Origin of the sequence: Shewanella sp. SG44-2 (genome assembly GCF_014164215.1) — a bacterium.
Lineage (GTDB): Bacteria > Pseudomonadota > Gammaproteobacteria > Enterobacterales > Shewanellaceae > Shewanella > Shewanella frigidimarina.
Genome location: NZ_JACJEU010000007.1, coordinates 15619 through 40899, shown reverse-complemented (window position 1 = coordinate 40899; position 25281 = coordinate 15619). Strand labels below are relative to the sequence as shown.

The 25281-nt window shown below is 40.4% G+C and carries 21 protein-coding genes; 12 read left to right on the top strand and 9 right to left on the bottom strand.

Annotated features, from left to right (window positions below):
* The first annotated feature begins 257 nt into the window (after nucleotides 1-257).
* Together H5181_RS07360 and katG are read left to right on the top strand one after the other, a co-directional pair.
* On the top strand, nucleotides 258-1619 hold the full coding sequence (locus H5181_RS07360; protein ID WP_259396995.1) for a bifunctional diguanylate cyclase/phosphodiesterase: 1362 nt from the start codon (nucleotides 258-260) through the stop codon (nucleotides 1617-1619).
* A 226-nt stretch (nucleotides 1620-1845) separates the two neighbouring features.
* Complete coding sequence (gene katG / locus H5181_RS07355) at nucleotides 1846-4032, top strand: catalase/peroxidase HPI (RefSeq protein WP_182750642.1); 2187 nt, start codon at nucleotides 1846-1848, stop codon at nucleotides 4030-4032.
* 80 nt (nucleotides 4033-4112) lie between these two features.
* On the opposite strand, the gene H5181_RS07350 is transcribed toward katG, so the two are convergent.
* The 3 genes from H5181_RS07350 to seqA form a co-directional block, all read right to left on the bottom strand.
* Nucleotides 4113-4520: a hypothetical protein gene (locus H5181_RS07350; protein ID WP_011637377.1), complete on the bottom strand. Its 408-nt coding sequence runs from the start codon at nucleotides 4518-4520 to the stop codon at nucleotides 4113-4115.
* A gap of 170 nt (nucleotides 4521-4690) precedes the next feature.
* Entirely contained in the window at nucleotides 4691-6334 is a 1644-nt protein-coding gene (gene pgm, locus H5181_RS07345; RefSeq protein WP_011637376.1) for a phosphoglucomutase (alpha-D-glucose-1,6-bisphosphate-dependent), read from the bottom strand.
* Between the two features lie 54 nt (nucleotides 6335-6388).
* Nucleotides 6389-7015, bottom strand: coding sequence for a replication initiation negative regulator SeqA (seqA, locus tag H5181_RS07340; protein ID WP_011637375.1), 627 nt, complete (start codon nucleotides 7013-7015; stop codon nucleotides 6389-6391).
* Nucleotides 7016-7320: 305 nt separating this feature from the next.
* Between seqA and H5181_RS07335 the strand changes: the two genes are divergently transcribed.
* The 9 genes from H5181_RS07335 to H5181_RS07295 all read left to right on the top strand — a co-directional run bounded on the left by H5181_RS07335 (nucleotide 7321) and on the right by H5181_RS07295 (nucleotide 14745).
* On the top strand, nucleotides 7321-8094 hold the full coding sequence (locus H5181_RS07335) for an alpha/beta fold hydrolase (protein WP_011637374.1): 774 nt from the start codon (nucleotides 7321-7323) through the stop codon (nucleotides 8092-8094).
* 98 nt (nucleotides 8095-8192) lie between these two features.
* Nucleotides 8193-8414, top strand: a complete 222-nt coding sequence (locus H5181_RS07330; RefSeq protein WP_011637373.1) for a DUF2788 domain-containing protein — start codon at nucleotides 8193-8195, stop codon at nucleotides 8412-8414.
* An 8-nt stretch (nucleotides 8415-8422) separates the two neighbouring features.
* On the top strand, nucleotides 8423-8695 hold the full coding sequence (gene ybfE / locus H5181_RS07325; RefSeq protein ID WP_011637372.1) for a LexA regulated protein: 273 nt from the start codon (nucleotides 8423-8425) through the stop codon (nucleotides 8693-8695).
* A gap of 50 nt (nucleotides 8696-8745) precedes the next feature.
* The gene (gene fldA / locus H5181_RS07320) at nucleotides 8746-9273 is read left to right on the top strand and encodes a flavodoxin FldA (protein WP_011637371.1); all 528 of its coding nucleotides are present in this window, start codon (nucleotides 8746-8748) and stop codon (nucleotides 9271-9273) included.
* 93 nt (nucleotides 9274-9366) lie between these two features.
* Nucleotides 9367-10554, top strand: a complete 1188-nt coding sequence (gene earP, locus H5181_RS07315; protein WP_011637370.1) for an elongation factor P maturation arginine rhamnosyltransferase EarP — start codon at nucleotides 9367-9369, stop codon at nucleotides 10552-10554.
* 49 nt (nucleotides 10555-10603) lie between these two features.
* Complete coding sequence (gene efp, locus H5181_RS07310; RefSeq protein WP_011637369.1) at nucleotides 10604-11164, top strand: elongation factor P; 561 nt, start codon at nucleotides 10604-10606, stop codon at nucleotides 11162-11164.
* A 280-nt stretch (nucleotides 11165-11444) separates the two neighbouring features.
* Nucleotides 11445-12659 carry a pyridoxal phosphate-dependent aminotransferase gene (locus H5181_RS07305; protein ID WP_011637368.1) on the top strand — a complete coding sequence of 405 codons (1215 nt, stop codon included), beginning with the start codon at nucleotides 11445-11447 and terminating at the stop codon, nucleotides 12657-12659.
* A 112-nt stretch (nucleotides 12660-12771) separates the two neighbouring features.
* Nucleotides 12772-13359 carry a 5'-deoxynucleotidase gene (gene yfbR, locus H5181_RS07300; protein WP_102037600.1) on the top strand — a complete coding sequence of 196 codons (588 nt, stop codon included), beginning with the start codon at nucleotides 12772-12774 and terminating at the stop codon, nucleotides 13357-13359.
* A gap of 9 nt (nucleotides 13360-13368) precedes the next feature.
* A complete protein-coding gene (locus H5181_RS07295) occupies nucleotides 13369-14745 on the top strand; it encodes an anti-phage deoxyguanosine triphosphatase (RefSeq protein WP_182750641.1) in 1377 nt (458 codons plus the stop codon).
* Nucleotides 14746-14880: 135 nt separating this feature from the next.
* On the opposite strand, the gene H5181_RS07290 is transcribed toward H5181_RS07295, so the two are convergent.
* The 5 genes from H5181_RS07290 to H5181_RS07270 form a co-directional block, all read right to left on the bottom strand.
* Nucleotides 14881-15801: a carbohydrate kinase gene (locus tag H5181_RS07290; RefSeq protein WP_182750640.1), complete on the bottom strand. Its 921-nt coding sequence runs from the start codon at nucleotides 15799-15801 to the stop codon at nucleotides 14881-14883.
* A gap of 5 nt (nucleotides 15802-15806) precedes the next feature.
* Complete coding sequence (locus tag H5181_RS07285) at nucleotides 15807-17327, bottom strand: mannitol dehydrogenase family protein (RefSeq protein WP_182750639.1); 1521 nt, start codon at nucleotides 17325-17327, stop codon at nucleotides 15807-15809.
* Between the two features lie 140 nt (nucleotides 17328-17467).
* Nucleotides 17468-19183, bottom strand: a complete 1716-nt coding sequence (locus H5181_RS07280) for a cytosine permease (protein ID WP_182750638.1) — start codon at nucleotides 19181-19183, stop codon at nucleotides 17468-17470.
* 200 nt (nucleotides 19184-19383) lie between these two features.
* Nucleotides 19384-20346, bottom strand: a complete 963-nt coding sequence (locus tag H5181_RS07275) for a sugar-binding transcriptional regulator (protein WP_182750637.1) — start codon at nucleotides 20344-20346, stop codon at nucleotides 19384-19386.
* A gap of 1 nt (nucleotide 20347) precedes the next feature.
* Nucleotides 20348-21049: an HAD family hydrolase gene (locus tag H5181_RS07270; RefSeq protein WP_102036921.1), complete on the bottom strand. Its 702-nt coding sequence runs from the start codon at nucleotides 21047-21049 to the stop codon at nucleotides 20348-20350.
* Nucleotides 21050-21776: 727 nt separating this feature from the next.
* Here H5181_RS07270 and adhE point away from each other — a divergent pair.
* The gene (gene adhE / locus H5181_RS07265) at nucleotides 21777-24374 is read left to right on the top strand and encodes a bifunctional acetaldehyde-CoA/alcohol dehydrogenase (RefSeq protein ID WP_011637360.1); all 2598 of its coding nucleotides are present in this window, start codon (nucleotides 21777-21779) and stop codon (nucleotides 24372-24374) included.
* A 160-nt stretch (nucleotides 24375-24534) separates the two neighbouring features.
* On the opposite strand, the gene H5181_RS07260 is transcribed toward adhE, so the two are convergent.
* Nucleotides 24535-25230, bottom strand: coding sequence for an aspartate/glutamate racemase family protein (locus tag H5181_RS07260; protein WP_182750636.1), 696 nt, complete (start codon nucleotides 25228-25230; stop codon nucleotides 24535-24537).
* Nucleotides 25231-25281: the final 51 nt, after the last annotated feature.

Sequence of the window (25281 nt, the reverse complement as noted above, 5' to 3'; positions counted from 1 at the left end):
GGAAATAGCGATTGTTGCAGATATTGGCTTTATCTATGCTTATTTTAGGACTCGGCATGCTGGTCTTTAGTTTAAGAGCAGTAAATAAAATTTGTATTAAGGACAATAATACTGGCTGGCGAGTATTGAGAGGGTTGATCTTCTTTTTCGTGTTGGGCTATTTAGGCGTTTTTTATTATCTGAGTAAACAATCAAATTTAGCTGTATCTGATATCATTTTTTGCATCATTATGTTCTGTGGAGGAGGATTTGTCGTTTTGGTAACTCGACTGAGTTTATTGAGTTTAGTAAAAGTCGAAAAATTGGTCATTAATGAACGTAGTAATGCGCTGCACGATAGCTTAACAGGCCTACCTAACAGAAAATACTTAATGGATTCATTAAGCCAGCATGTCAATGCTGGGCTGCCATTTAGTCTACTGCTGATTGATTTGAACAGATTTAAGCAAGTCAACGATGCATTAGGCCATTACTATGGTGATTTATTGCTTATCGAAGTCGGTAAAAACATCTCTGAACATTTACCCGATGATGCACAGTTATTTAGACTAGGCGGAGACGAGTTTGCCGTCATTGTCACCCAAGTAGAATTAGACCCCCTTCAACACACCATTAACACAATCCATTTAGCACTTGAATCAGCATTTTGTATTGAAAACTACGATTTACTTGTTGGTGCAAGCATTGGCTTAAGCCACTTTCCTATTCTTGCAAATGAAATAGGTCTGCTATTACAACAAGCAGATATTGCAATGTACTCAAGTAAGAAGTTAGCCACCTTATACACTATTTATGACCTGACTCTTGAAAACAATGCTGCCGAAAAAATGAATATCAGTGCTTCATTAAAACGTGCCATTGAACAACAAGAATTTGAACTCTGGTATCAACCTATCATTAATTTACGCAACAACCGTCTTTATGGTGTTGAAGCGCTTATTCGCTGGCCTCGGCCAGATGGCAGTTACACCCCGCCAAGTGTGTTTATTCATATCGCGGAACAAACCACCCTAATAAACCAAATAACCGACTGGGTTATGCAACAAGTTGCAAAGGATGTTGAACATTTTGAATCCTTAGGGCTATCTCTCTGTATCCACCTAAATTTATCAGCTAAAGATTTACAAGACCCCAATTTGGTCAATAAAAGTATTTCTCTTGTTAAGGCTAATCATTCATCGCAGAAGATAATGTTTGAGATAACCGAAAGCGCAATGATGACCAACGTAGAGCAAGCTAAAGATGCCATGGCACAGATTACTGCCGCAGGTGGTACATTCAGTATTGATGATTTTGGCACGGGGTTTTCTTCACTAGAACTATTGCGAGACCTTCCTGTTACCCAAATTAAAATTGACGGCTCATTTATCAACAGTATTCATCATAGCGATGCTGACTTGGCGATAGTTAAATCGGTAATATTTCTGTCAAAGCACTTGAAATGTAACGTTGTAGCAGAAGGTGTGGAACGAAGTGCAACGGCAACATTATTGGCATCACTTGGTTGTGATCTTGCCCAAGGTTACTACTACAGTAAACCAATACCCATTTCATCTTTTGCCAATTATATCCAAGAACAACAATCAGTAAGCGCCGTAGCCAATCAAAATAGCTTTTAATGACTTGGATCATGTCTAATACTAAACTTTTGGCCTAATCTCTATCAACAACTGTTCGATTATTGAACGAACCTTAATGCTAAAGTGACTAATCTTACTCATCAATAAAACCGATTAGCTGGACCAGTAAAAGTCGCTTTCATTCATAGTCACAGTCAGTTAGCCTGTTAACTCAATCCAGTGATGCATAAAATTTATGCTATTTTTAGTGATAAAGGAACCTATCATGGACAAAGCACAACATACCCAAGGCAAGTGCCCAGTAGCTCACGGTGGCAATACCACAGTCGCAAGCGACGTAATGGAATGGTGGCCTAATGCTCTTAATCTCGATATTCTTCACCAGCATGACAATAAAACCAATCCAATGGATCCAAATTTCGATTATCGTGAAGCTTTTAAAAGCCTCGACCTGTCTGCGGTAAAACAAGATCTTCGCGCGTTAATGACTGATAGTAAAGATTGGTGGCCAGCCGACTGGGGCCATTATGGCGGTCTGATGATCCGTATGGCTTGGCACTCTGCTGGAACTTATCGTATGGCAGATGGACGCGGCGGTGCTGGAACCGGTAATCAACGCTTTGCGCCCCTCAACAGCTGGCCAGATAACGCCAATTTAGACAAAGCACGTAGATTACTGTGGCCAATTAAAAAGAAATATGGCAATAAGTTATCTTGGGCAGATTTAATCATACTCGCCGGTACCATCGCTTATGAATCAATGGGCTTAAAAACCTTTGGTTTTGCTGGCGGCCGTGCTGATATTTGGCATCCAGAAAGAGATATTTACTGGGGTTCAGAAAAGCAATGGCTGGCAGCAAGCGACGCTGAAAATAGTCGTTACTCTGGACAACGCGACCTTGAAAATCCATTAGCTGCTGTGATGATGGGGTTAATTTATGTCAACCCTGAAGGTGTGGATGGTCAACCGGATCCGTTAAAAACTGCACAAGACATTCGTGTCACCTTTGAACGCATGGCAATGAATGACGAAGAAACTGTCGCCCTTACTGCTGGTGGACACACTGTCGGTAAATGTCACGGTAATGGTCGAGCAGAAAACCTCGAAGCCGCTCCAGAAGGCGCAGAGCTTGAAGACCAAGGTTTAGGTTGGTTAAACAAAACAAGCCGCGGTATTGGCCGCGATACTGTAACAAGTGGTATTGAAGGCGCTTGGACAACCCATCCAACACAGTGGGACAATGGTTACTTTGAGTTATTGCTTAATTACGATTGGGAACTTAAAAAGAGTCCTGCAGGTGCTTGGCAATGGCAGCCTATCAATATTAAAGAAGAACATAAGCCTGTTGATGTTGAAGACCCTTCGATTCGCCTAAGTCCTATTATGACAGACGCTGATATGGCGATGAAAATGGACCCTGAATATCGAAAAATTTCAGATCGCTTTTATCAAGATCCAGCTTACTTCTCCGAGGTATTTGCCCGAGCTTGGTTTAAATTAACCCATCGTGATTTAGGCCCTAAAAGTCGCTATCTTGGAACTGATGTTCCCGCTGAAGAGTTAATTTGGCAGGACCCTATTCCACAAGTTGATTACAGCTTAACTGAGCAAGAAGTTACCGATATTAGGGCTAAAATCTTGGCCAGTGGATTAAGTATTGCTGAACTTGTTGCTACCGCTTGGGACAGCGCCCGCACTTTCCGTGGCTCAGATTTTCGTGGCGGAGCAAACGGTGCCCGTATTCGCTTAGCGCCACAGAAAGACTGGCAAGGCAATGAGCCGGCAAGATTACAAAAAGTATTAGCCGTGTTAGCGACTATTCAAGCAGGCTTAACTAAATCTGTCAGTATTGCAGACTTAATTGTACTCGGCGGCACTGCTGCAGTAGAAAAAGCAGCTCATGCGGCTGGTGTTCACGTTAAGGTGCCTTTTGCCGCTGGTCGCGGTGACTCAACCCTAGCACAAACAGATGTTGAATCTTTTGACGTATTAGAGCCTCTACACGATGCATTTAGAAACTGGCAAAAGAAAGACTATGTTGTTCAGCCAGAAGAAATGATGCTCGACCGTACTCAATTAATGGGACTAACCGCGCATGAAATGACGGTATTGGTGGGTGGTATGCGAGTATTAGGTGCCAACTACGACAACAGCAAACATGGCGTATTTACCGACAATGTAGGTGTGTTATCAAATGACTTTTTTGTCAACTTAACTGATATGTCGTATAACTGGAAACCTGCAGGTAAAAACCTTTATCACATCGTGGACCGCAGCACCGATAAAGTGAAATGGACTGCTACCCGAGTCGATTTAGTCTTTGGTTCAAACTCTATTTTACGTTCGTATGCAGAGATTTATGCGCAAGACGACGCAAAGGAGAAATTTGTAAAAGACTTTGTTAAAGCGTGGACTAAAGTAATGAATGCAGACAGGTTTGATCTTAAGTAAACCTTACTGCCAATATAAAAAACAGGTGTAGAATAAATTTTCTGCACCTGTTTTAATGATTCAACACGACAAAAATATGTTTAATTCATCCGCTTCACTTCAAATTCTAATTTCACTTTAACCGGAAGCCGCTTGTCATTTTGCGCGGTAGGCTTAAACTGCTGTTTAGGCATTTTATTCAACAATGCCTGCGTCATCCAACCTTCTGGTGTAGAGCTAATTAACGTTTTGCTGACTTCATTACCATTTGAATCAATCGTTTGATAATATTCACCTTTACCAGCACCTTTAGGTAGCCAATCAGGTCTTTTATTTAACATCACAGGTTTTAATGTTTGTGGTGACCAATATTGATTCAACTGAGCAGAATTAATAATAACGATATCATGATTAAAAGTAGCTTCAGGCAATGTAGCGATCTCAGGCTGGGTTTGGCAACCCGCCGTAATAAAAAGTGATAGCGTGATAAGTGAAAGGTATTTTTTCATTCAATTCTTCCTTGAAACAATAATAAAGAAATTTTGAACAACAATATTACAGAGTGCTTTTGTTGTAAAAGTGATTTCAATAAAAATTAACTTATCACAGAGTCGTTAGTAAAAAATAGACCACAAAAAAGCACTGAAAGATCAGTGCTTTTAGATAGAGCAAAAGTTCATTAGCCTTTTAGAGCTCCATCAATCATTGTCTGCGCTTGAGCAATAATCTCATCCAAATGTTGCTGACTAATAAAGCTTTCAGCATAGATTTTAAATAAGGCTTCAGTACCCGATGGACGCGCAGCAAACCAGCCATTCTCAGTGGTCACTTTAATACCACCTATCGCAGCATTATTACCTGGTGCATGACTTAATATTGCTGTAATCGCCTCACCCGCTAATTCTGTGTCGGTAAAGCTGTCACGATTTAACTGTTCAAACTTAGCTTTTTTCTTAAGACTAATTGGGCTATCGATACGAGTGTAAAAACTTTCGCCAAATTGATCGGTTAACTCTTTATAGCGTTGTGCAGGTGTTTTGCCTGTTACGGCTAAAATCTCAGCCGCTAGTAATGCTAAAATAAAGCCGTCTTTATCAGTACACCAGGTACTGCCGTCACGTTTTAAAAACGCTGCACCAGCACTTTCTTCGCCACCAAAAGCAATCGTGCTATTTGCTAAACCAGCAACAAACCATTTAAAGCCCACAGGCACTTCTAAGCATTGTCGACCTAAGGCGTTACACACACGATCAATCATTGCACTCGATACTAAGGTTTTACCCACAGCCAGTGACTCAGACCATTGCGGACGATGAGTCATTAAATAATCTATCGCTACCGCCAAATAATGATTAGGGTTCATCAGCCCAAAGCCTGGGCAAACAATACCGTGACGGTCATAATCCGGGTCATTACCGACGCACAAATCATAATCTTCGCTGTACGCTAACAAACCTGCCATGGCATAAGGAGACGAGCAATCCATTCGAATTTTTCCGTCTTTATCTAATGGCATAAAACCAAATGTGGGATCAACTTTGTCATTGACTAAGGTAATATCTACACCATATTTAGCGGCAATTTTCTCCCAGTAGTAAATACCCGAACCACCCAGAGGATCGACACCTATACGAATATTGGCTTTTTTAATGGCATCCATATCAATGACTTCAGCAAGAGATTCAACATAAGGTGCAATAAAATCGACTTCATCAATCCAACCCGACTTAACGGCGACGCCATAATTGACTTTTTTAACCCCTGAAAGCTGATTGGCTAAATATTCATTGGCTTTGGTTTCGATGAGTTTAGTAATTTCACCTTCAGCTGGGCCACCATGAGGTGGATTGTACTTAATGCCACCATCTTGTGGAGGATTGTGCGAAGGAGTAATAATTAACCCATCGATTAACGCAGCAGGTGCTGAGGAATTTGCACGAACAATCGCTTGAGACACTACTGGTGTTGGAGTAAAACCATCATGCTGTTGAATTAACATTTTAACTTGGTTAGCCGTTAATACTTCGACCACAGACATAAATGCTGCATAAGACAAAGCATGGGTGTCAAACCCCACAATCATTGGCCCGCTAATATTGGCTGAATGGCGATAATCGACTACAGCTTGGGTAATGGCCCAAATGTGATTTTGATTGAAACTGGATAAAAACGCACTGCCTCGATGACCCGATGTACCAAATGTCACTTTTTGTTGCACGTCTTCCACATTGGGAATAATGCGATAATAATGACTCATCAATTTAGGAATATTCACTAAATCCGTTTGTAAAGCTTGCTGTCCTGCGCGTTGATGAATGGCCACGAATGGTCTCCTAGTTAGTAAAATGAAAATGGAATTTTCGACAAAACTCAAAAGTTAAATGTGTTCGGCGATGCTCTTCGCTCTTTCACTGTCACAACCTAAATGTTCCAATACCTCAGTTAAGATGGTTTGTTTTTTGGCGGTATTGTTATTGGTGGTGACCCAAAATCCACTTGACGCGATTTCTTTTGGATTAGAAGATTTACTTGAATTTAATAAAGCCTGTTTAGAACGGGCAAAATACAAACGTCCTTTGCCTTGCACATTAAGCACTTTGTCAAAATCACTGCCAGCAGTGGATTCAAGACTGGATAATAAATACATAAAACGCCCGACGGCACCTTTCTGTTGGCTCAATAAGTGCTGGCTAACCATGGCATCAAAATCAATACTGGTTGACGATGCAATGTCTTCATCTACAGGATAATGCTCATTTGCGCTATTTTGATCAGCGATGACTTTTTCTACAGCCGCTTTGGCTTGATCAAAAACGGGATGACGATTCACTGGCGATTGCGATTCTAAACTTGGGTGACTAATGTCTGTCGGTAAGCTTACATCGACATTTTCTACTGACAAGTTCAATAAACGACGCAAAATATCGGAAGCGCTTTCGCCGATGCGTTCAGTTTTACTGGCAATAAAGCGATAAAGTTCTTCGTCAATTTCAATGTATTTCATCAGAGTCATCCTTTTTCTATTAGTCTTTGTCATTACTGTAGCCAAAAATAAAATTGGCATCAGGTAAGTCGGGATCGCAGATCGAATTAGCATTAATGCGATCAAAAAAATATTGCTTCAGTGTAAGCCATGCTTAACCTACTAATAAAGTGGCAAAATCATTTAATGGACGATATTACCAAGTTTTTATTAAAAGCAGTTTAAAATACCAGCAACTATGGCGGCGAGAGTCTGCAAAACTTGATTTGACTGACGCATTGCAGCAAAATCTTCAGCATTAATTGTTCCAATGAGTTTGTTGCGTTATGCATTATGTATCTTCTGGTCAAGGTGAAGCTGTCCTACTTATTCATGGGCTTTTTGGTAATCTTGATAATCTAAAAAATCTCGGCAGTGTTCTTCAGCAGCAACATCAAGTCATACGGGTTGATGTGCCTAATCATGGATTAAGCGAGCATTGGGACAACATGGATTACCCCCAACTTGCTGATGCCATGATTGATGTACTCGATGATTTACACATCAAACAAGTCCATGTAGTCGGTCATTCAATGGGCGGGAAAATTGCGATGGCAATGGCACTTTTACACCCCGAACGTATTAAAAGCTTAGTGATTGCAGATATCGCACCGGTAGCGTATAGCCCAAGACATCAAACCGTGTTTGCAGGCCTAACCAGTTTAGTATTAAACAGCGATACCACTCGAAAGTCTGCCCTAGCACATTTGATCAACGCCGGTATTGATGAGCCGACATCTCAGTTCTTACTAAAGAATTTGCAACGCACCGACAGCGGCTTTGAGTGGAAAATGAATTTAACTGGGCTAATCGAATCTTACGACCGTATTATCGGTTGGGATTTGCCTTTAACCGGTAACGATCATTTTGATAAACCCGCACTATTTATCCGTGGCGGTGAGTCCAATTATGTCACTGCTGAGCATCGAGATGAAATCATGCGCCAATTTCCACAAGCCAGTGCAAAAACATTGAACGGTACAGGCCATTGGTTACACGCACAAAAACCTGAGATATTTAATCGCATCGTGTCTGAGTTTATTGAACAAAACCAAGGGTAAATTTTTAATATTTACCCTTTTGAACATAGCCGATTGTATCGTGATGTGATATATTCGCGCCCTCTTTTCGCCAGACACTCAATAGCGAAGGTAGAAGTATGTTAAACCAATACATGGAACAAATTGAAGTTGTAGGCTTAAACTTGTTTTTTGCATCGATATTCTTTTTTATCGGCATGGCTATCCATGATGTGCTTAAACAAGGTGAAGTCCCTAAATTTGGTCGATATATTGTTTGGGCAGTGTTATTCCTCGGCTGCGCCGGGTTTATTGCAAAAGGTATTATTCAGATGACCTGGGAAGGCTCTGGGATCGGTTAAAGAGTACAATGGCAAAAGAAACAACAGATAGAACGACTATTGACCTTTTTGCCGCAGAAACTCGCCGTGGGCGTCCGAGAAGTAACCCTCTTTCTCGGGAGCAGCAATTAAAGATCAATAAGCGTAACCAAATTCAGCGTGATCGCGCTAACGGTTTAAAGCGAATAGAGCTAAAGGTGTCACAAGATTTGTATGATGCCTTGAACCAACAAGCTTTGAACAGTAACATCAGCCGTAGCCAGTTAATCGAATTTATTCTGCAACAGCAACTCGACAACTGAGACTTTTTAGAACATCGCACAACGCGAACTAGATATTTAAAGGATAGACAATGGCAACTGTAGGTCTTTTTTTCGGTAGCGACACTGGCAACACCGAAGCTGTAGCCAAAATGATCCAGAAAAAACTGGGTAAAAGCATGCTTGATGTTAAAGACATCGCGAAGAGCACCAAGGAGCAAATTGCTGAATACGATTTGCTTATGTTTGGTATTCCAACATGGTATTACGGCGAAGCACAGTGTGATTGGGACGACTTTTTCCCAGAGCTTGAGCAAATCGACTTTACCGATAAGTTAGTCGCTATTTTTGGTTGTGGTGACCAAGAAGATTATGCTGAATATTTCCTTGATGCGATGGGCATGGTACGTGACATTGTTGAAGCTCGAGGCGGTATTATCATTGGCCATTGGCCATCTGAAAGCTACAACTTTGAAGCCTCTAAAGGCATGGCAGACGACAAGCACTTTGTCGGTTTAGGGATTGACGAAGATCGTCAGCCAGAGCTAACCGAAGAACGTGTTGACGGCTGGGTTAAGCAAATTTATGAAGAAATGTGTTTAGCTGAGTTAGAAGACTAACCCACATCAACAAATTAGATTTGTGAATCAAAGCGGCTTCATTGCCGCTTTTTTATGCCTATAGTTTAGGTTAACGGTTAAGTAACGATTAATATGTCAGTCAATAATTCCAACCCATTACATCATCATTGGGATATCTTTTGTACTGTTGTCGATAACTATGGCGACATAGGTGTCACCTGGCGTTTGGCTAAGCAATTGGTAGCAGAATATGACATCCCCATTAATTTATGGGTCGATGACTTGCTGAGTTTTTCACATATTTTACCTATGCTAGATCCACAAAAATCGAAACAAACATTCAATGGAGTGAATATATTTCAATGGAATAACCCATTAGATATAGAGTTTACTGCTGGTAGCGTCGTTATTGAAGCATTTGCCTGTGAATTACCATCACAAATAAAATCCATAATAAATCAATTGCATCAACACCCTCTTTCTCAAGCGCCTACTTGGTTAAACCTTGAATACCTCAGTGCTGAAGATTGGGTAGAGGGTTGCCATGGGTTGCCCTCTTCACAACCTAGTGGAGTTAAAAAGTGGTTCTACTTCCCAGGTTTTACCACTAAGACTGGCGGGCTTATCTGTGAGCGTGAATTATTTAATCAACGAGACGAATGGCAAGCTGACTCTACACATAAATTAGCGTTGTTCAAAAAGCTGGGTTTACAAGGGATAAATGCCGAAGACACGGTTATCAGTGTCTTTAGTTATGAAACACCAGCCTTAGCTGCGTTGTGTGAATTATGGCAAGCATCTCTAACCCCAATTCATGCTCTAATCCCTAAAGGACGAAGTTTACATAGCTTAACTAGCATATTGCCCTGTGACATTAAAGATTTGATACCCGGTCAACAATTTACAATAGGTAACTTAACCCTACATATATTACCCATGACCGATCAAAATGGTTTCGATCGCTTGCTATGGAGCTGTGATTTTAATATTGTGCGGGGTGAAGATTCGTTTTTACGTGCTCAATGGGCTGCAAAACCCTTCATATGGCACATTTATCCTCAAGAAGATGATTATCACTTGGTAAAATTACAAGCTTTTATGCAAATTTACTGCGATAATCTTGCTCCAGAAATTGCTACTACTTGGTCTGAGGTGAATTTGGCCTTCAATCAGGGGAATACAAATGCAGTAGTAATGCACTGGCAACAATTACATTCTGTTAATTTGTCTTTAATGCAACATGCTATTGAATGGCCAATTAACGCGTTAAATGAAGCAGATCTTGCGAGTCGACTAGTTCAATTCGTTAACAATAGCTAAGATACTGCTCTATAAATAAAAAAAGTCTAAATATATAGGAAATAGTGAAATGAAAACTGCTCATGAAATCCGTCCTGGTAACGTGATCATGTTAGATGGCAGCCCATGGGTTGTTCAGAAGACTGAAACAACTCGTTCTGGCCGTAACGCTGCAATCGTTAAGTTAAAATTAAAGAACGTATTGCTAGATTCTGGTACTGAACAAACCTTCAAAGGTGAAGACAAATTAGACGATATTATTTTAGAACGTCTTGATTGTACTTACTCATACTTCGCTGACCCTATGTATGTATTCATGGATGAAGAATACAACCAGTATGATGTAGAAGCTGACAACTTAGGTGATGCTGCTGACTATATCATTGATGGTATGGAAGACGTTTGCCAAGTGACCTTCTATGAAGGCAAGGCTATTTCTGTTGAATTACCAGTGCACATTGTTCGTGAAGTTATCTACACCGAGCCTTCTGCTCGTGGTGACACTTCAGGCAAAGTAATGAAGCCAGCTACCATTACCGGTGGTGGTACTGTTACCGTCGCTGATTTTGTTAAAGTGGGTGACAAGATTGAAATTGATACTCGTACAGGCGAGTTCAAGAAGCGCGTTTAATCGCCCGTTAACTTGAGTTATTAGTAAAATAGTAATAACACAAGTCAACTCAGTAAAAGCCAGCACTTAGTGCTGGCTTTTTTGTTATAAAACACCGATTTCACACTGAAGAACAACCAATAAACAGCATAAAACACTAAAGCAAAGACTGAATTACCTATAAAATCAGCATTTAACACTAATATTATTATTCATTTTGCTTGTTTGCCTCTTTCACAATGCCGATAAATTCGTTATGGTTCGCTAACTTAAGCCGTATTTAGTTATCGAGAGTAGTAGTATGCGACCCATTATCAAATCCAATAAGCTTGATTCCGTTTGTTATGACATCCGCGGACCTGTACATAAAGAGGCCCGTCGTTTAGAAGACGAAGGTCATCGTATTTTAAAGCTTAATATCGGCAACCCTGCCCCCTTTGGATTTGAAGCCCCAGAAGAAATCGTTCGAGACGTTATTTTAAACTTACCCAGCGCCCAAGGTTACTGCGAGTCAAAAGGCTTATTCTCTGCGCGTAAAGCCATTGTGCAGCATTACCAAGCTCAAGGTATTTTTGGTGTTGATATTGAAGATATCTATATCGGCAATGGTGTCTCTGAATTAATCGTAATGGCCATGCAAGGGCTGCTTAACACCGATGACGAAGTGCTCATCCCATCACCTGATTATCCGTTATGGACAGCTGCAGCAAACCTTGCTGGCGGTAAAGCAGTCCATTATCGTTGTGATGAAGAAGCCGATTGGTTTCCAGACTTAGACGATATTAAAAGTAAAATAAGCAGCCGCACACGTGCGATTGTGATAATCAACCCAAACAATCCAACTGGCGCTGTTTACAGTAAAGAATTGTTGTTAGAGGTTGTTGAGCTATGTCGTCAACACGATTTAATATTATTCGCTGATGAAATTTACGATAAAATTTTATACGACGAAGCCAAACATATTCCTGCTGCTGGTTTATCTGACGACATTTTAACCATTACCTTTAATGGTTTATCTAAAGCCTATCGCGCCGCAGGTTTCCGTGTTGGTTGGATGATGTTGTCGGGTAATTTAAAAGCTGCCAAAAGTTACATTGAAGGCTTAGAGATGCTGGCGTCTATGCGTCTGTGTGCCAATGTACCCAATCAACATGCCATTCAAACGGCATTAGGCGGTTATCAGTCAATTAATGAGCTGATATTACCTAACGGCCGCTTAACCATACAACGCGATGCGGTGTACGAATTGCTTAATCAAATTCCTGGGGTAAGCTGTAAAAAACCTAAAGGAGCCTTATACGCATTCCCGAAATTAGACATGAAAAAGTTTAATTTACGTGATGATGAACGTTTGGTGCTTGATTTGTTAAAAACCAAAAAAATTCTGTTAGTACAAGGAACTGCCTTTAACTGGCCTGAGCCAGATCACCTTAGAGTGGTTTTTTTACCCCATAAAGAAGACTTGGCTAAAGCGCTCACTGAGTTTGGTGAGTTTTTAGAAGACTATCGTCAATAACATCTTAACGAGATATCTCACTAATAAAATACTAAGCGACTGAACAGTCGCTTTTTTTTATTGAAAAGCTCATGTAAGCTGAGACAAACTATTGAGCGCAGTAAGGAGTCTCATGAGTCATTTATTTGCCCATTTATCTCGGATGAAACTGATCCAACGTTGGCCGTTAATGCATAATGTACGCCGCGAAAACGTTCAAGAGCATTCACTACAAGTGGCGATGGTCGCTCACGCTTTAGTGATTATCAGTAATAAAAAATTCGCTACCAACTTAGACGCTAATGAAGCAGCAACCATTGCCATCTATCATGATGCTAGCGAAATTTTAACCGGCGATTTACCTACACCAGTAAAATACTTTAATAAAGAAATTGAAGCCGAATATAAAAAGATTGAAGCCATTGCTGAACAGAGAATGTTAGAAATGGTGCCTGATGAGTTTAAAGACGATTACCGCAGCCTATTTATCAGTGAAGCAGCGGATCCACAATACAAAGCCATTGTGAAAGCTGCTGATACTCTCTGCGCATATTTAAAGTGTTTAGAAGAACAAAAAGCCGGTAACAGTGAATTTAATAGTGCCCGTAAACGTTTAGAACAAATGTTAGACGACAACCCTAACCCTGCTGTAGGTTATTTCCGTGATTGTTTTATTCCAAGTTTCACCTTGAATTTAGACGAAATTAATCAAATGTTGTAAAGGAATTTTATGCCTGATAACACCATCGAGTCCAGTAATACAGAACAGAACAGTCGTTGGCAGCAACGTTTACTCGGTGAAGATAAACAGCGCCGTAATGATCATCGCAGCCCATATCAGCGTGACCGCGCACGTATTCTACATTCAGCAGCATTTCGTCGGCTTCAAGCCAAAACGCAAGTGCTTGGTGTTGGCATGAATGACTTTTATCGTACACGGCTAACGCATTCATTAGAAGTATCACAAATTGGTACCGGCATAACTGCTCAGCTGCGTCGAAAATATCCGGACCTTAGGTATTTACTCAATTCAATGAGCCTCATTGAATCAATTTGTTTGGCTCACGACATCGGTCATCCACCTTTTGGCCACGGAGGTGAAGTCGCATTAAATTACATGATGCGCCATCACGGTGGCTTTGAAGGCAACGGGCAAACTTTTCGAATTTTAACTCGTTTAGAACCCTATACCCCTTCATGGGGGATGAACCTTACTCGGCGTACTTTGCTTGGGGTAATGAAATACCCAGCAACTTATTCGCAATTGTATATCGATCAGCTTAGGCCCGACATTGCCAACCATCGCCAATTAAAACCCTCAGAATGGCCACCTGTAAAAGGATTGTTTGATGATGATATGCCCATTATTGATTGGGTGTTAGCGGCATTATCAGAATCAGATAGGCAGTTGTTTATCAGCAGTGAACAAAGCCATACACATGTAGATTATCCCCATTTAAAAACGCGCTATAAATCATTTGATTGCTCGATTATGGAATTAGCCGATGACATTGCTTATGCCGTACATGATCTCGAAGATGCTATTGTCATGGGGATTGTTAACCAACATCAGTGGCAGCGCGATGTGGTTGAGCAATTAACTGAAATCAAAGATGAATGGCTGATATCAGAAATCGCTAAAATTGGTGACAAGCTATTCTCTCATGAACATCATTTACGCAAAGATGCTATCGGTACCTTAGTCAACGGTTTCGTCACCGCGATTGGTATTAGTACCAACCCACAATTTGACGAAGACTTATTAAAATATAATGCAGAATTAGAGCCAGACTTTGCAGCAGCATTACATGTACTGAAACAATTAGTATTCAAGTATGTTATTCGTAAACCTGAAATCCAGATGTTGGAATACAAAGGCCAACAGATTGTGATGGAATTGTTTGAAGCGTTTGCCTCGGATCCTGAACGTCTGTTACCGCTTAATACTCGGGACCGATGGTTAGCAGAGCGTAATGACAATAATAATCCAATGCGGGTGATTGCTGATTATATTTCTGGAATGACCGATGAATTTGCCAGTCGCTTACATCAGCAATTATTTGGTTCAAAAACCGCAGGCATTATGGAGTTAAGTCGCGAGCAATAACATTTATTGTCCTGTTTATTTTCATAAAAAAAGCGCTTGGTTATAACAACCAAGCGCTAACGGGTTAGATAAAGGGGAAATAACCCAAACTTCACACTTCACAAAAAATAAAACAAAACAAAAACACCAATCAATTTATACCGGGTGCATAAACGCTTGTATTTCATTTAACGTGAGCACTGGCGTAGCGCCATGAGACTCAGCAACCATAGCACCCACAGCACAAGCAAAATCAATCGCATACTGCGGATTACTATCACTGCATAATTGATACAGTAACGAACCTAAAAATGAATCTCCGGCGCCGACGGTATCAACTACATTGACTAAATAACCTGAATTATAATACTTCTGCCCTGCAACACTCAGTAGTGCACCATGACTGCCTTTGGTGACACACAGGTATTTGGTTTGGGTTTGCTCAGCAATATAATCCAAGTTTTGTTCTAATGAATGAAATGGCGACCCCATCGCTTTGGCTATTTCATACAATTCATCGTCATTTAATTTAATGAAATCAGCTTTTTTCATCAAATTAATCACGCTATCAATCTGATAATGCGGCGCACGTAAGTTAACGTCAAACACCGAAAACGATGCCAACTCAACTAAAGCTGTTAAGGTATTAAGAGACACATCATTGCGGCCAATTAAGCTACCAAAAACCAACACGTCAGCACGATTAACTTGCTCAATAATATCTTCTGTTAATGCGATATTATCCCAGGAAGTATCGGCGACAATGTCATAAGACGCAGATCCATTTTTGTCTAAAGTGACTTGAACTGTGCTGGTGCTTTTAACGGGATCGATAGCGATACAGTCGCGATTAACGCCACGTTCATCTATAAAGCTAACCAGCTCATGTCCTAGTGGATCATCGCCAACGGCACTTATCATTGAACCTTTAATGCCTAGGGCATTAAGTCTGACACACACATTTAAAGGTGCCCCGCCAACACGCTTACCATCAGGGAAACAATCCCACAATACTTCGCCAAAACAACTGATATTAATGTCGGCCTTAGCTTTATGATTAATTAATATGCTATTCATAGGGCTTAACCTTTAGTTTGTAATCTTGCTTGCATAATCGATTTAATGTCACTGCCCGGTGCATATAAGGCCGTAATCGCTTGACGATAATCTTTACAGAAACTGGCTTGATTGTTTAGATCACCAAATAAATCGGTTAACTGCAAAAACGCTAATGGATCTTGAGCTGTTTTATTGGCATACGCATGTAATTGAGCGGCCATTTGATCGTTAATCTCTAACGCATTCCCTTGTTGGTCTACCCGTTTGTCACTGTATAAACACCAGGTTGCAATCACTAATGTTGCCAATGAAGTATCACGGCCTAATGCGATATTTTCATTAATTGAAGCAATGATAAACCTTGGTAACTTGGCTGAACTTTCGAGACAAATTCGCGCCAAACTGTCTTTAATGTTTGGATTGGCAAAACGTTCAATTAACGTGTCTTTATATTGTGTTAAATCAATACCTTCAAGTTGCTCAATTAACGGCGTTACTTCATCGTCCATAAATTTACGTAAATAAGTTGCAAATAATGGATCGGTTACCGACTCATCAATCGTGGCAAAACCATGAATAGAACCTAATAAACCTAATACTGAATGGCCTGCATTTAATAAACGGATTTTCATTTTTTCAAATGGTGTTACGTCACTCACAAATTGTGCACCAACGGTATCCAGCGCTGGGCGGCCATCACTAAAGTTGTCTTCTATCACCCATTGAGTAAAGGCTTCGCACGTAATTGGCCATTCATCGTTAATGTGTAATGTGTTAGCCACATACTCGATATCCGCTTTGGTTGTTACAGGTGTTATACGGTCAACCATCGCATTAGGAAACGCGACATTATCATCAATCCATTGGCCTAAATCAGCGTCATGTTTATTCACAAACGCTAATAACATTTTACGGGTCATGTCGCCGTTATGCTGAATATTGTCACAAGACTGAATGGTAAAAGGCTTCATGCCCTTAGCTTTACGCTGTTTAAGTGCTGCCGTTAAATAACCAAATGCAGTGATAGGGTCATTAGGATTCGCCATATCATGGATAATGTCTGGATTGTTGAAATCAAACTCACCCGTTGCAGGGTTAAAGTTATAACCACCTTCTGTAATGGTTAACGACACAATTTTAGTATCTGAGTGAATCAGTTTATCAATCACCTGTTGTTTGTTTTCTGGTGCAAATAAAAAATCAATCATCGACCCCATCACTTGATGATCAATCTGACCATTCGGGTGACGTACCGTTAAACTGTACAGATAGTCTTGTTTCACCAACACATCACGGAGACTGCGATTAGCTTCTAACAAACCGACACCACAAATAGCCCAAGACTCAGAACCAGGCTGCTTCAACAACTCATTAATATACATAGCTTGGTGAGCTCGATGAAAACCACCAACCCCAATATGTACTATCCCAGCGGTTAACTGGCTACGGTCGTATTTTGGCACATCAACATTAGCGGGTAATGTTGACAAACTTTGTTGGTTTAACGTGTTCAGTTGAACATTTGAATCTTGAGAATGATCCATGTGGATTGTGCCTCATAAAATAATTAAACAATATGGATATATGTGTTATCTAATGAATAACACGGCTAACTCAAAGCGAATGCTTCATTAGCCTTAAGCTATTAAGATTAGCCATTAACCTTGAGTTATTAATACTGCGATTACGAATTTATTTTCTTATGTCGTTTCAGAGCAATGTATGAACAACTAAAATAAATTATCGTACAAACAAAACAAACCGTTTCAAATAAAGACTTATTCTCTGCATAGATTGTCATTGTTGGGCTATAAAACATCACTTTCGCAGCCAGTATGCTAATAACCACTAAAGAGATCACCGCGAAGCTATTTAATAACTTAGTGAGTTTGCTGCCATCTTCAACATGAGGCTTATCGTCTTTAGCCATTTCATCTTGATACTCTGTTATTTGTTGCTGTTCTTTCTCATCTAATAATATAGCACCTGTATAATCTAAATCGGCACCATACTTTTTAGCTAATACGGTATAAATTATAATGGTGAATATCCACGTTGGAATAAATAAGTAATAGAATGAAATAATATCAAGACTATTTAAACCAAACCCGAATACTAACGCTAATGCCCAAGATGCAATTGCCGGTGTGCTTTTTGACAGTTTTTGATATTTAGCCCAATAGCGGGTTAAGCCAATCTTAGGGAATAACACGTGCTCAGCAAATACAATACCACCCACTGGTACAACTAAAAGACCGGCATACGTCAGTAACGGTAACATCTGCGAAAACACAAATGGGAAACACGCTATCACGACAGTGACTAAGCCCACTATGGCGGTGGTACGTTCACGAGAATGATTAACAAATATTGACTGCGCGGCAAGGCCTGCACGGTATAAATTGGCGTTAGCCGTTGTCCAACCAGCGATAATGATAATCACAAAGCCTGAAAAACCTAAGGCATGGTAAGCAACATCACCTGGATCGAGTTGGGTAATAGTGGTTTTTAATAGTACAGCGGTACCGGCCCCCATAATACCAGCAGAAATCCATGCTAAGTAGTGGCCGAAGAACATACCAACACCTGAAATCAAACCATAACTTTTACGCTTTGCGAAGCGGAAAATAGCCATGTCGATCAAACCAAAGTGAGTAATTGAGTTAGCGGCCCACGCAAAGCCTATCACTTCAAGTAAACCAATACCGGGTTCACCTTTGTCATTTAATCCAGTCCAAATTGAGCTGTCACCTATGGTCATGAAGTCTTGCCAGCCCGTTAATGTGGTACTGCCAATAACATGATTTGATAACACTGGGAATAAGGTAAATGAACCCGCAATAAAGATAACAAATAACCACGGCGCACAAATTTTAGAAAAGTCAGCCACGGTCGAGAAACCATACATGGCAACCACAACGACGATAGATCCTACCGCTAATACTATCATCACAAACCATAGACTACTGGGATACCAATTTAATTGTGCCGGAATGTCGAATAAGAAACGAACGGCTGTGGACGATACCGTGATCATCGCTGCGGATATCACCGAGAAGATAATCACATTAGCCCAGTTATAGAGCTTGGTCATCGAGTCGCCGGCAATCTTATTTAAATAGTTATATAAACTGAGTCGAGTTTCAACAGCAATCGGTGCCGTTAATAACCACCACGAACACATCGCCAATAGATTACCAATTAATAGTCCAAGTAATATATCAATGGTTGAGGCACCTAGAGCAACAAAAGTGGCACCAATAACGAACTCTGTCGCGGCAACATGCTCCCCAGCATATAAACCTGCAAAGTGTTTCCAACCATGTAATTTATTTTTAGCTACAGGCAGCTGCTCTTCATTCGTTTGTTTGAATGAAGCCTCATGTTGACTTATTGTCATTGTTTTTATATTCCTATTTAGAAAATAAGTAAAACCCTCACCAAAAATCGATGATAAAGTGATACTGTCTTTCCTTTACTGACTATTTATTATTTCTATTGAGTTGAAATAATAACCCCATTTATATTCATATTATTTTTATAGAATCTTTACTTGTTATTGATCTAACTTGAATTCCAAGAATAAGTTTATTTAATCATTCATTTTAGTTTTGCTAATATTCTTTCGGCTGTATATTCATTGGTTATCAATGAATTAATTAAGCGACCTTGCAATGCTGAAAATATAGCATCAACTTTATGTTGGCCAGCAGCAATACCGTAAACAGGCTTATTTGAATCAATCCTCAACGGTGAGCTCATCACTAATTCATTTATTGAATGATCGAGTAACTGCCCTTGCTGGTTGTACACCCAACTGATGATTTCACCAGTGGCATTGTCATTAATTAACTCGGTTAACTGTGGCTGATTAATGAAACCATCGAGCAATAATGGTGACTCTGCGCCCATGTGCCCTATTCCAACAAAAGTGGCATCTGCTTGTTTAACTAATTCAAAAATACTTTTTACCGGCGCTAAGTCATGCAATAACTGCTTTTCCGCCACTGAAGTAGCAATAACGGGTAACGGCATAGGGTAATGCTTAGCCTGCACTCGATTAGCCATACTGACCACGATATCAAATGCTGATGCAGAACCGTCTAACATCATATTGCCTAATAGCGACACTATTTTATGCTGCGGACATTGCATCGAAGGTAACTCATCAATACAAGCTTTGAGTGCTCGTCCGGTACCAAAGGCTAGAGTTTTAGGCTGTTCAGATTTTAAGTACCGCTCTAATACACCTGCGCCACATTGCGCTAAACCATGCACGGAACTGTCGTCAGCAGGATCGCTGGGGACAATTTCGCATTCCAATAAATTGAAAGCTTGCGTTAACTGTTGGCCCAACTCCATACATTTAACAATGGGGTGATCTAAACGGACTTTAATTAACCCTTCACTAACCGCTAATGCGACTAAACGTTGCGCTGACTGTCTTGATACTTCTAATTTTTGGGCAATTTCATCTTGAGTATTCTTGGCGACGTAATATAACCATGCTGCTCTTGCCGCTTGCTCTAATCGCGCGAGTTCTGAATTCGACTTGCTATCCATGTTATCCCTTATATTCAGTATCAACGCATAACGCTGGCATCAGACGATTAAAATGGCGCCAATGACTTAGTACAGTTATCTCTGGATAAGCTTGTGACACTGGGTGTAACTCATCACTAACGTTATCAACTATATGACCACCGCCAATATAATGAATCACTTGCATTTTGGCGGCTACAGCTGCACTGACGCCAAAAAAGCTGTCTTCAATCACCAAACAATGTTGGGGCTCAATCCCCATGCTTTTAGCGGCATGCAAAAATAAATCAGGTGCTGGCTTACCTCGCTTAACTTCGCTGGCAGTAAAAACATTTGAACCAAACACATCCGTTAACCCTACAACTTCTAATGCTCTGGTTGTACGCGGTAAACTGCTGCTGGTTGCTATGCAATACGGTACTTTCAAGTCTGCCAATATCGATTTAATACCATCGGTTACTGTCAAATTATTTTCAAACTCAACCAATAACTGTTGACGATATTCTGCTTCAAACTGTTCAGGTAATGTAATCGCGAGCAAACGCTGTACTTTGTCGGCGACGGTGGAAAATTGACAGCCTAGAAAATGCTGTTGTACAAAAGCCATATCAATGCAGGCGCCCAATAGAGCCAGTTTATCGATTAACACTTTGGCGCTAATCACCTCACTGTCGATCACAACCCCATCGCAGTCGAATATTATTAATTGGGTATTTATGTTCATATGCTCGCCTTACTCGATCAAGTCAGATAACTCACTATATTTTACAGCCTCTTGAACTTAACACCACAAGGTTCAATCCACCATAACAATACTTAAGCAGTCAACTAAGCTAAGTTTACACAGTAGAGTCACATCATTAATCCAACAACATTACACATTCGCACCAATACTGAGCATATGCCCTGCTGGTGAGCATATTCCCTTTTATAAATATTGATGTCAATCACAATTCTCTAATTAAATAAGCTAAACGAGCTTTAGCTATTGCTTATACACGTAGCTCAATCATAAAATGTTATTTAAATTCAATAGAATATTTTCAAAATAGTGATTCAGTCTGTTATTTCATCAATGTAATAAGTTCAAAAAACAGACTATTCCTATTGCAAAACAATTAAAAATTATCGCTTTCTCGGTTGAGACTTGTACTAGGGTAAGCGACAAGATAATAAAGGAAGCACGGATGTCTGTATTACATTGGTGCTATAAACTGGTGTTAATGATGAACTCATACCAACGTTGGTAATGTTTACATACCAAGAAAAATTGATGTTAACTATACAAACAATAATTAGTGTTCACAAAACAACCAATTACTGTAATAAAATTACATTTAGTTATGCATTTGTGGTCACCATCACAGCAAATACCCCATTAAAGTTGTAATTTTATTTACAAAGAATATTTTGCAAAACTGATTTGTTGAATATTTTTAAAGGAAACCACTATGACAGTCACCAATACACAAGAGCTTGATTTATTAGTTGAGCGCGTGGCCAAAGCCCAAGCCGAGTTTGCCAATTTTAGCCAAGAAAAAGTCGATACTATCTTTAGAGCGGCAGCCTTAGCTGCAGCAGATGCGCGCATATCTCTGGCGAAGATGGCCGTAACAGAAACGGGGATGGGTGTATTAGAAGATAAAGTGATTAAAAACCACTTTGCATCTGAATACATTTATAACAAATACAAAGATGAAAAAACCTGCGGTATTTTATCTGAGGACTTAACCTTCGGTACCATTACCATTGCAGAGCCTGTAGGTATTATTTGCGGTATTGTCCCAACAACTAACCCTACTTCTACTGCTATTTTTAAAGCGCTTATTAGCTTAAAAACCCGTAATGGCATTATTTTTTCGCCGCACCCAAGAGCTAAAAACTCAACCACAACGGCTGCTAGAATTGTTTTAGATGCAGCCGTTGCAGCAGGAGCCCCCAAAGATATTATTGGCTGGATTGATCAACCTAGTGTTGCCTTGTCTAATCAGTTAATGACTCATGCGAAAGTTAACCTCATTTTAGCCACTGGTGGACCAGGCATGGTTAAAGCGGCCTATTCATCTGGTAAACCTGCCATTGGTGTTGGTGCTGGTAATACACCTATCGTTATCGATGAGACCGCAGACATCAAACGCGCGGTAAGCTCTATATTAATGTCAAAGACTTTCGACAATGGTGTGGTGTGTGCATCTGAACAAGCGGTAATTGTAGTAGACAGCATTTATAAGCAAGTTAAAGAGCGTTTTATCAGCCACGGTGGTCATATTCTATCTAAAGCTGAAACCGCAGCCATGCAGAGTGTGATCCTTAAAAACGGCGGCCTTAATGCTGATATCGTTGGCCAAAGTGCAGTGTCTATAGCTGCAATGGCAGGTTTTGAAGTGCCTAGTACCACCAAAGTGCTTATCGGTGAAGTAACTGACATTAATGATGCTGAAGCCTTTGCTCACGAGAAATTATCCCCGTTATTAGGGATGTATAAAGCAAAAGACTTTAATGAGGCAATGGACAAAGCGGAAGCTTTAGTCACCTTGGGTGGTATTGGCCATACATCTGGTTTGTATACCGATCAAGACACCCAAGATGAACGCGTTAAAGCCTTTGGTTTTAGAATGAAAACAGCCCGTATTTTGATTAACACACCTGCTTCACAAGGTGGTATCGGTGACTTATATAATTTCAAGCTAGCACCATCGTTAACACTAGGTTGTGGTTCATGGGGCGGTAATTCAATTTCTGAGAACGTCGGCCCAAGTCATTTAATCAATAAAAAAATGGTCGCTAAGAGGGCTGAGAACATGTTGTGGCATAAGCTTCCATCATCTATTTATTTCCGTCGCGGTAGCTTACCAATAGCACTTGAAGAATTAAGTGATAAAAAACGCGCGTTGATCATCACTGACAAGTTCTTATTTAATAACGGTTACTGTAATGAAACCTTAAAAATTCTTAAAGCACAAGGGCTTGAAACCGAAGTGTTCTACGAGGTAGAAGCCGACCCAACCTTAGCGATTGTTCGTCAAGGTGCTAAAGTTGCGCAAAGCTTCCAACCGGACGTCATTATCGCGTTAGGTGGTGGCTCACCAATGGATGCAGCGAAAATCATTTGGGTTATGTACGAACACCCTGAGGTTGATTTTGCTGATTTAGCGCTGCGTTTTATGGATATTCGTAAACGTATTTACAAATTCCCTAAAATGGGTGTTAAAGCTCAAATGGTTGCCATTCCGACAACCTCAGGTACAGGATCAGAAGTGACTCCTTTTGCCGTGGTAACCGATGAAGTAACCGGAAAGAAATACCCTATTGCCGACTATCAATTAACACCGAACATGGCGATTGTCGATCCTAACTTAGTCATGGACATGCCAAAATCATTGACCGCTTTTGGTGGTATTGATGCTGTCACACATGCGTTAGAAGCTTATGTGAGTGTAATGGCAAACGAATACAGTGATGGCCAAGCACTACAAGCATTAGACCTATTGTTTAAGTACCTACCGGACTCTTATGAATTTGGTGCAAAAGCACCAGTCGCTCGTGAAAAAGTCCATAATGGTGCCACCATAGCCGGTATTGCTTTTGCCAACGCATTCTTAGGCGTTTGTCACTCAATGGCGCACAAATTAGGTGCCGAATTCCACTTAGCTCACGGTTTGGCTAATGCACTACTAATCTCTAACGTGATCCGCTTTAACGCGACAGATATGCCAACTAAGCAAGCAGCGTTTAGTCAATACGACCGTCCTAAAGCGTTGTGTCGTTATGCTGCCATTGCAGATTATTTAAAGCTAGGTGGTAAAACTGATGCTCAAAAAGTTGAAAAACTGATTGAAAAAATCGAACAGCTGAAAACAACCATTGGTATCCCTGCATCAATTCAGGATGCTGGTGTTAATGAAGCAGATTTTATCGCCAAACTGGATGAACTTGCTGAAGATGCATTTGATGATCAATGTACTGGTGCCAATCCACGTTACCCGTTGATTAAAGAGCTTAAACAAGTGCTATTAGACAGCTTCTATGGCCGAGCTTATAAAGACTAGTCGATTCTAAAATAAGCAGTAAGCTTTAAACATTACGCCTTACAATATTGTAAGGCGTTTTTTTGTCTTAACATTCCCACCGAAAATGAACCTATGGCTATTCAACTCAGTTAGCGAGACAAAGGACTGTTTGATATCCGTTTATTATCCCGAGTTGAGGTTACTTAGCTAAGGCCAGCATAACGGCCTTATTGGCATGAATTTGAGTCGTATCATACAAAGGAACATGCGTATGTTGTTGCTGCACTAATAGGGCTATCTCTGTACAACCTAAAATCACCGCCTCAGCCTCTTGCTCATATAATTTATCAATAATGCCAAGATAGCATTGTCGTGATTGCGGATTTATCGTGCCCAGACATAGCTCTTGATATATCACGTCATGAATTAATGTTTGCTCGTGTGGTGAAGGAACCAGTACCTCAATGGGATAGTTATCACTTATCCGTTGCTTATAAAAGTCCTGTTCCATGGTAAAGCGCGTGCCCAATAGGCCGACTTTACTGATCCCATCGGCTAACAACACCTCCGCTGTGGCATCTGCAATATGCAAAATAGGTATCGAGATTTGTGCTTGGATATCATCAGCCACTTTGTGCATGGTATTGGTACAAATCAATAAGAAGTCTGCCCCGCCAGCTTCAACCGCTTTAGCGGCTGTGGTTAAATGAATAGCAGTATCGTGCCACAATCCTTTATGTTGCAGGGTTTCTATTTCAGCAAAATCGACACTGTATAAACAAATTTTGGCCGAATGCAGCCCACCTAATGCAGACTTAACACCTTGATTAATGGCTTTGTAATAATTGAGTGTCGACTCCCAACTCATACCACCTATCATACCGATTGTTTTCATACTCACTCCTGTCACTGAATGCTGTACGTCTATAAAAATACTATTCCCATG